Source organism: Gordonia hirsuta DSM 44140 = NBRC 16056, from assembly GCF_000333015.1.
In the GTDB taxonomy this organism is placed as follows: domain Bacteria; phylum Actinomycetota; class Actinomycetes; order Mycobacteriales; family Mycobacteriaceae; genus Gordonia; species Gordonia hirsuta.
Window position 1 is genome coordinate 24419 of the sequence record NZ_BANT01000021.1, and the last position, 6132, is coordinate 30550.

A 6132-nucleotide genomic window follows, 5' to 3' on the forward strand; every position below is an offset into this window, starting at 1 on the left:
GGTCACGCGGTCAGCGGCGGGCCCGCTCGTAGAAGGCGATGGCCGCCGCGGTGGCCACGTTCAGCGAATCGGTGTCCCGGCTCATCGGGATGGCAGCGCGCACATCACATCGGCGCATCGTGTCCTCGGCCAGCCCGGGTCCCTCGGCGCCGACCAGAAACGCCGTCTTCGCCTCGGTCACCGCTTCGGTGAGCGGCACCGCGCCCGCATCCGGGGTGAGCGCCACCAGGGTGAAGCCCGCGTCCGACAGCAGCCCCAGATCCTGGGGCCACTCCCGGCTGCTCGCGAACGGCACCCGCAGAACATGGCCCATCGATACGCGGATGCTTCTGCGGTACAGCGGGTCCGCGCAACCGCCGCCGACGATCACCGCGTCCACCCCGAGTCCGGCGGCATTGCGGAAGATGCTGCCGATGTTCTCGTGATCGTTCACCCCTTCCAGGACCACGACGGTCCGCACCCGGGCATCGATCACCCCGGCCACGGTCAGCGGTGCGGGCCGGTGCGCCACCCCCAGGACCCCGCGGTTGAGGTGGAAGCCGACGATCTGCTCCATCACCGCCGGGTCGACGCGGTAGAAGGGCACCGCCGCCGGGCCCGCTGCCAGGACCCCGGCCCCGATCAACCGACTCAACCGTTTGTCGACGCCGAGGAAGGCGTGCGGGGAGAACCGGGACCCGGCCATCCGCGCCACCACGCTCACCCCCTCGGCGACCACCAGACCCCGGCCCGTCCGGCCACCGGGCAGGACCGTCAGATCCGGTCGCCGCGTCGAGGAGTTCAAGTCCCGGAAATCGTCGACACGCCGATCGTGCGGTGCGGTGATGTCGATGATCTCGACGGGCAGGGGCTGGTGCACCAGACCACTTTGGCAGACTCGTTACGGTGAATACCCCCTCGCCCCTGCAGCCCCGTCTCGCCCGGTACGAGGACTGGCCCGAGATCATCACCGTCGATGCGCGCAGTTTCGCGTTGCCGGCCCCGCTCCCCGAGGCCGAGATCGCCGAGTTCCGGGCCAAGGTCGCCGGTGCGCTCGTCGTCCGCGATGAGGGCTCAGACGGTGATCCCCTGGTGGCGGTCTCGCTCTACCACGAGCTGCCCGTCACCGTGCCCGGCGGCGCGGCGCTGACCAGCGCCGGACTGTCCTGGGTGTCGGTCACGGCGACGCATCGGCGGCGCGGACTGCTGCGGCGCATGCTGACCGACCAGTTCGCGATGTGGCGCGAGGCGGGATTGCCCATCGCCACGCTCACCGCCTCCGAGGGCGGGATCTATGAGCGCTTCGGCTTCGGTCCGGCGTGCTTCGCGCACAGTGTGGCCATCGCCCCGACGGCCGTCGACTGGCGCACCCCGGCCCCGGCGGATTCGCGGGTGCGTTACGGCACTCGCGAGCAGATCGCGCAGCAGATCCCCGAACTGCATGCACGCTGGGCCCGGACCCGCCCGGGTGCCATCGGGCGGCCGGCGACCTGGTGGCCGTCGATTCTGGCCGACCGCGGTTTCCGGCGGAACTCCCAGACCTCCGATCTCTACTATCTGCTGCACCGCGACGGCTACGCCGCGTACCGGCTCGATGCCCGCGAGATGAGCGCCACGGTCGAGGAGTTCTGTGCCGTCACACCGCAGGCGCACACCGATCTGTGGCGGGTGCTGACCGGGCTGGACCTGGTGACCTCGATCAGCGCGAAGGTGCCGGTCGACGACACGTTGCCGCTGGAACTGCGCAACGCCCGGGCCGTGCAGATCAACGGCCGCAGCGATGAGCTGTGGGTGTCCCTGCTGGACGTGCCCGCCGCACTGGCCGCCCGCACCTACGGGGCCGACGGGACCATCATGCTGACGGTCACCGACGGCTGGGCCGGCCGCGACGGCGAGTACCTGCTGACGGTGACCGACGGCCAGGCCACCGTCGACACCGCCACCGTCCCGGCCGATGCCCTTCCAGCGGTGCCGCGGGCGGAGTTGAGCGTCTCGGTGCTGTCGTCGATGTACACCGGCGGGATCCCCGCGCGGCAGTTCGCCGCCGCCGGGCGGATCCGGGCCGACGACGAGGCGATCGCGCTACTGGATGCCATGTTCGCGACCAGCCGGGCCCCGTTCGCCGGCACTTATTTCTGACCCCGGTTTTCTGATCCCAGCCGTTGCCGGTCCCGGGCCGGTGCGGGTTCCGGGCCGTTGCCGAGTCCGGTGGCCTGCGCCGTCAGGTGATCAGATCGGAGATCGGGCCGCGCGCGAAGTAGATCACGAACAGCGCGGCCACCATCCAGAGCAGCGGATGGACGCTGCGCCATCGGCCGCGTGCGGCCGCCAGCACCACCCAGGTGATGAAGCCGACCCCGATACCGTTGGCGATCGAGTAGGTGAACGGCATGATGACGATCGTCAGGAAGGCCGGCAGGGCGTAGTCGAACCGGGCGAAATCGATATCGCGCACCTGCGCCATCATCAGCGCGCCGACGACCACCAGGGCCGGGGTCACCGCCTCCATCGGGACGATCTCGTACAGCGGGGTGAAGAACATGGCGATCAGGAACAGCAGACCGGTCACCACATTGGCCAGACCGGTCCGCGCGCCCTCGGCGACACCGGCGGCCGATTCGACGAAGACCGTGTTCGACGACGCCGAGGCACCGCCGCCGACGATGGCACCGGCACCCTCGACCACCAGGCCCTTGCCGATTCCCGGCAGGTTGCCCTTCGCATCGGTCAGGCCGCCTTCTTTGCCGACGCCGGTCATCGTGCCCATGGCATCGAAGAAGTTCGACAGCACCAGGGTGAACACGAAGATGCCGGCCACCAGTACCCCGACATGTTCCAGTGCACCGATCAGATCCACCTGCCCCACCAGTGACAGGTCCGGCAGACTGAACAGGCTGTCGGGTTTGCCCGGCACGTTCATCGCCCAGCCGCCGGAGCGGTCCTGCGCCGAACCCAGCCCCCACACCGCTTCGACGATCAGCGAGACCACCGTCATGATCACGATGCCGATCAGCAGTGCGCCGGGGATGCGGCGCACCGTCAGCACGGCCATCAGCAGCACCCCGATCACGAAGATCAGCGTCGGGACGGTGGCGATGGAGCCGTCCACGCCCAGCTGCACCGGCGGACCGCCGGGGGTGCGGCTGACGAATCCGGAGTCGACCAGACCGATGAACGCGATAAAGGCGCCGATGCCGGCCGCGATCGCCGACTTCAGTTCCGGCGGCACCGCATTGAACACCGCCGTCCGCAGGCCGGTCAGTCCCAGGACCACGATGATGATGCCGTCGATCACCACCAGGCCCATCGCTGCCGGCCAGCTCATCGTCGGGGCGATGGTGACCGCCAGCAGGCTGTTGATGCCCAGCCCGGCGGCGATGGCGAACGGGAAGTTCGCGATCAGGCCCATCAGCATGGTCATCACTCCGGCCACCAGCGCGGTGACCGCCGCCACCTGCCCGGCCGGCAGGAACCCGCCGGTCACGTCGAGGTTGCGGTCGACCCCGGCCATACCGCCGATGATGATCGGGTTGAGCACCACGATGTAGGCCATCGTGAAGAAGGTGACCAGGCCACCGCGGACCTCACGCCCATAGGTGGAGCCGCGCTGGCCGATCTTGAAGAATCGTGCGACCGCGCCGGTGTCCGGGCGCACGCCCGGCCGTTCTTCGGTGACGGTCACCGGCTCGTTGGTGTCACTCATGCGCCGAGGGTCCTTGCCTGCTCGTCTACCGAACATCCGAGGGGAGGGTCGGGGGTACCGAAGGAGAAGCTACCGTAGCAGCATGGCCGACCCCACCGAAGTCCCCGAGTTGCCCGCCCGGCTGCGCGCCCCCGCACCGGTGATCGTGGCCGGGATGGTGGCGTGGCTGGTGGCCACCGTCGTGGTCGCCGCCACCGGAATCGGCCCGGACCGCGCGCTGAGCGTCTGCCTGGTCGGGCTGGCCGTCGGGGTTCTGGGCACGGTGATCGTGCTGGTGCAGCAGGCCGCGGTGAACCGCGGCAGCCGCGGCGCCCAGGAAGGGCTCGACCGCAGCTAGCGTCGGGTCTTGGCCGCCACCGAAGCCTGCGCCGTGCGCATCCGGACCCAGCGTCCGATCTGCTGGTGGACGAACAGGCAGACGCCGACCCAGATCAGGCCCAGGAGCCAGCCCAGCAGGACGTCGGACATCCAGTGGGCACCCAGATAGACCCGGGACAGTCCGATCAGCACGATCAGCACCGGCGCAGCCAGCAGCACTGCGGGCCGGGCCCGCACCGACGGATACAGCTGGAACAGGATCATCGCGGTGAGTCCGAGGACCACCGTCGACATCATCGCGTGCCCGGACGGCAACGACAGTCCGTCGACGTCGATCAATCGCTCGTGCACGGGCGGCCGTGATCGGCCCAGCACCCGTTTGAGCACAGCCATCATCAGATACCCGGACAGGCCGCCGAAGACGATCAGGGCGGCCAGATCGATCCGCTCCATCAGCCAGGCCGCCACGAACACCGCGATCACCACCAGGGTCAGCGTCAGGGTGTCCCCGAGCACGGTGATCATCTGCCACAGGGAGTTCCACGGCTCCGCGCGGATCGTCACCACCCAATCGGTGACGCTCGGGTCGAAGACGAAGGGCGAGACGCTCACGGCACTTACCGTACCGAGCTTTGCAGGTGCAGTGCGCCCGCCTCGTCGACCCAGCGGCTGACGCGATGGCGTCGTTCGTGCCTATCGGACCGGCCGGCGGCGGCCTCGCGGTCGTCGAAGACGGCGACCACCAGCTCGTCGTGCACCAGCACCGGACCGGCCGCCTCCCAGCCGGCGGCGGCCAGCAGAGCCAGCACCTGCGCGGAATCGGGGTCGGCGGGCCGCCCGGCCGAGACCACCTGCGCCGACAGCACCTGCGAGGCGAGCGGCAGGTCGGCCAGGGCCGCCAATCGCGCCGCACTTTCGGGCTCCGGCAGCGGTCCGGCCAGCACGGCGTCGCGCGGGGACACCACCGGCACCCACCACGGGGCATCGATCACCACCGTCGCCGCGGTGACCTCGGCGACGTCCCCGGACAGGGTGCGGACGGCCGCGGGCGGATCCACCTCGTCCAGACCGAAGCGGCCCTGCCGGTACGCCGCGACCAGGGCGCCGTGGGCCCGGGCGGCGACCCCGGCGGCGATCTCGCGTTGCGGATCGGCCAGCGCCGCCAGCCACGCTCGCGCATCGGCGCCGTCGTCGGGTCCGGTGCCGGCCACCAGTGCACGCAACCGGTCGGCCGCCGGATGGTTCAGTGCCGGGAACAGTCCGGCCCACCGGTCGTCCTCGGGATGGCGGTGATTACGCAGCGCCAGACCGTCGACGACGGCGAAGCGGCGCAGCCACCAGCCGGTGTAGCCGTCGGGGTCGGCCAGGTCCACGGCCGGATCGGGATCGTCGGCCAGCATCGTCAGCGCCTGCGGCCACCGCGCCGGATCCACCAGGTCCAGATCCCGCACCGCATGCAGGGTCTCCGGCGGCGTGCCCATCGCGTCCCACCACTGCCCCTGGCGGTCCAGATCGTGTTCGGGAGCGGTCGGCAGATGTTCACTGACCGCGGTGAAAGCCCAGCCGGCGCCGGCCCGGCGCAGCGCCTGCACGCCGTAGGCGTCGACGACGGCCTCGGCGACGGTGTGCAGCTCCTCGTCGTCGTACAGGACCTCCCGCAGCGGACTGCCCGGGAGCAGGAGCTCGTCGACCGGGTACACCCGGCCGTCGCCGGCCGGCACCCGCAGCAGACCCAGCCAGGGCGGCACCGGCGGCGTGTCCTCGGCGGCGCCGAGCAGTGTCAGGACCGCGTCGGCCAGTTCCTCGTGGACCTCGTCGTCACCGTCCTCCAGCAGCTGCCGCAGGGCCGGATCGGTCAGCACCTCCTCGAGGGTCACCCGGCGCAGGCCCAGTCGCGACAGCAGTGGCCGCAGCGCGTGCGGATCGGCCACCGGCAGCCAGTCCAGCCGGACACCGGCCGCGGCCGGCAGGTCGAGGGTCGACAGGCCGCGCACCCCGCGGTGCAGTCGGCCGTCGGTGCGGGGCACCGGCAGGGCGCCCAGCTCCTCGAGGGCTTCGGCACCCACCGCCAACGGGTCGAGAGCCTCGTAGAGACTCCCCCACCAGTCCGGGTCGTGGTCGGCGCCGGCGAG

General features: G+C 70.9%; 5 protein-coding genes and 1 pseudogene. 2 read left to right on the forward strand and 4 right to left on the reverse strand.

Annotation, left to right across the window (positions count from 1 at the left end):
- Positions 1–10 precede the first annotated feature (10 nt).
- Complete coding sequence (locus GOHSU_RS08600) at positions 11–859, reverse strand: TrmH family RNA methyltransferase (protein ID WP_005939811.1); 849 nt, start codon at positions 857–859, stop codon at positions 11–13.
- Positions 860–885: 26 nt separating this feature from the next.
- Here GOHSU_RS08600 and GOHSU_RS08605 point away from each other — a divergent pair, with 26 nt between their 5' ends.
- A complete protein-coding gene (locus GOHSU_RS08605; RefSeq protein WP_005939820.1) occupies positions 886–2118 on the forward strand; it encodes a GNAT family N-acetyltransferase in 1233 nt (410 codons plus the stop codon).
- 82 nt (positions 2119–2200) lie between these two features.
- Here the strand turns inward: GOHSU_RS08605 and GOHSU_RS08610 are convergent, their stop codons facing one another.
- A complete protein-coding gene (locus GOHSU_RS08610; protein WP_005939832.1) occupies positions 2201–3682 on the reverse strand; it encodes an NCS2 family permease in 1482 nt (493 codons plus the stop codon).
- 82 nt (positions 3683–3764) lie between these two features.
- Between GOHSU_RS08610 and GOHSU_RS08615 the strand changes: the two genes are divergently transcribed.
- Positions 3765–4019, forward strand: a complete 255-nt coding sequence (locus tag GOHSU_RS08615; RefSeq protein WP_005939835.1) for a DUF2530 domain-containing protein — start codon at positions 3765–3767, stop codon at positions 4017–4019.
- On the opposite strand, the gene GOHSU_RS08620 is transcribed toward GOHSU_RS08615, so the two are convergent.
- Positions 4016–4612, reverse strand: a complete 597-nt coding sequence (locus GOHSU_RS08620; protein ID WP_005939838.1) for a phosphatase PAP2 family protein — start codon at positions 4610–4612, stop codon at positions 4016–4018. The genes GOHSU_RS08615 and GOHSU_RS08620 overlap by 4 nt on opposite strands.
- Positions 4613–4617: 5 nt before the next feature.
- Positions 4618–6132: pseudogene (locus GOHSU_RS16885) on the reverse strand (sacsin N-terminal ATP-binding-like domain-containing protein); the annotation flags it as partial.

Bases quoted from the DNA above. Each gene is read 5' to 3' on its own strand.
- GOHSU_RS08615 (WP_005939835.1), top strand. From the start codon at position 3,765: ATGGCCGACCCCACCGAAGTCCCCGAGTTGCCCGCCCGGCTGCGCGCC.
- GOHSU_RS08610 (WP_005939832.1), bottom strand. From the start codon at position 3,682: ATGAGTGACACCAACGAGCCGGTGACCGTCACCGAAGAACGGCCGGGC.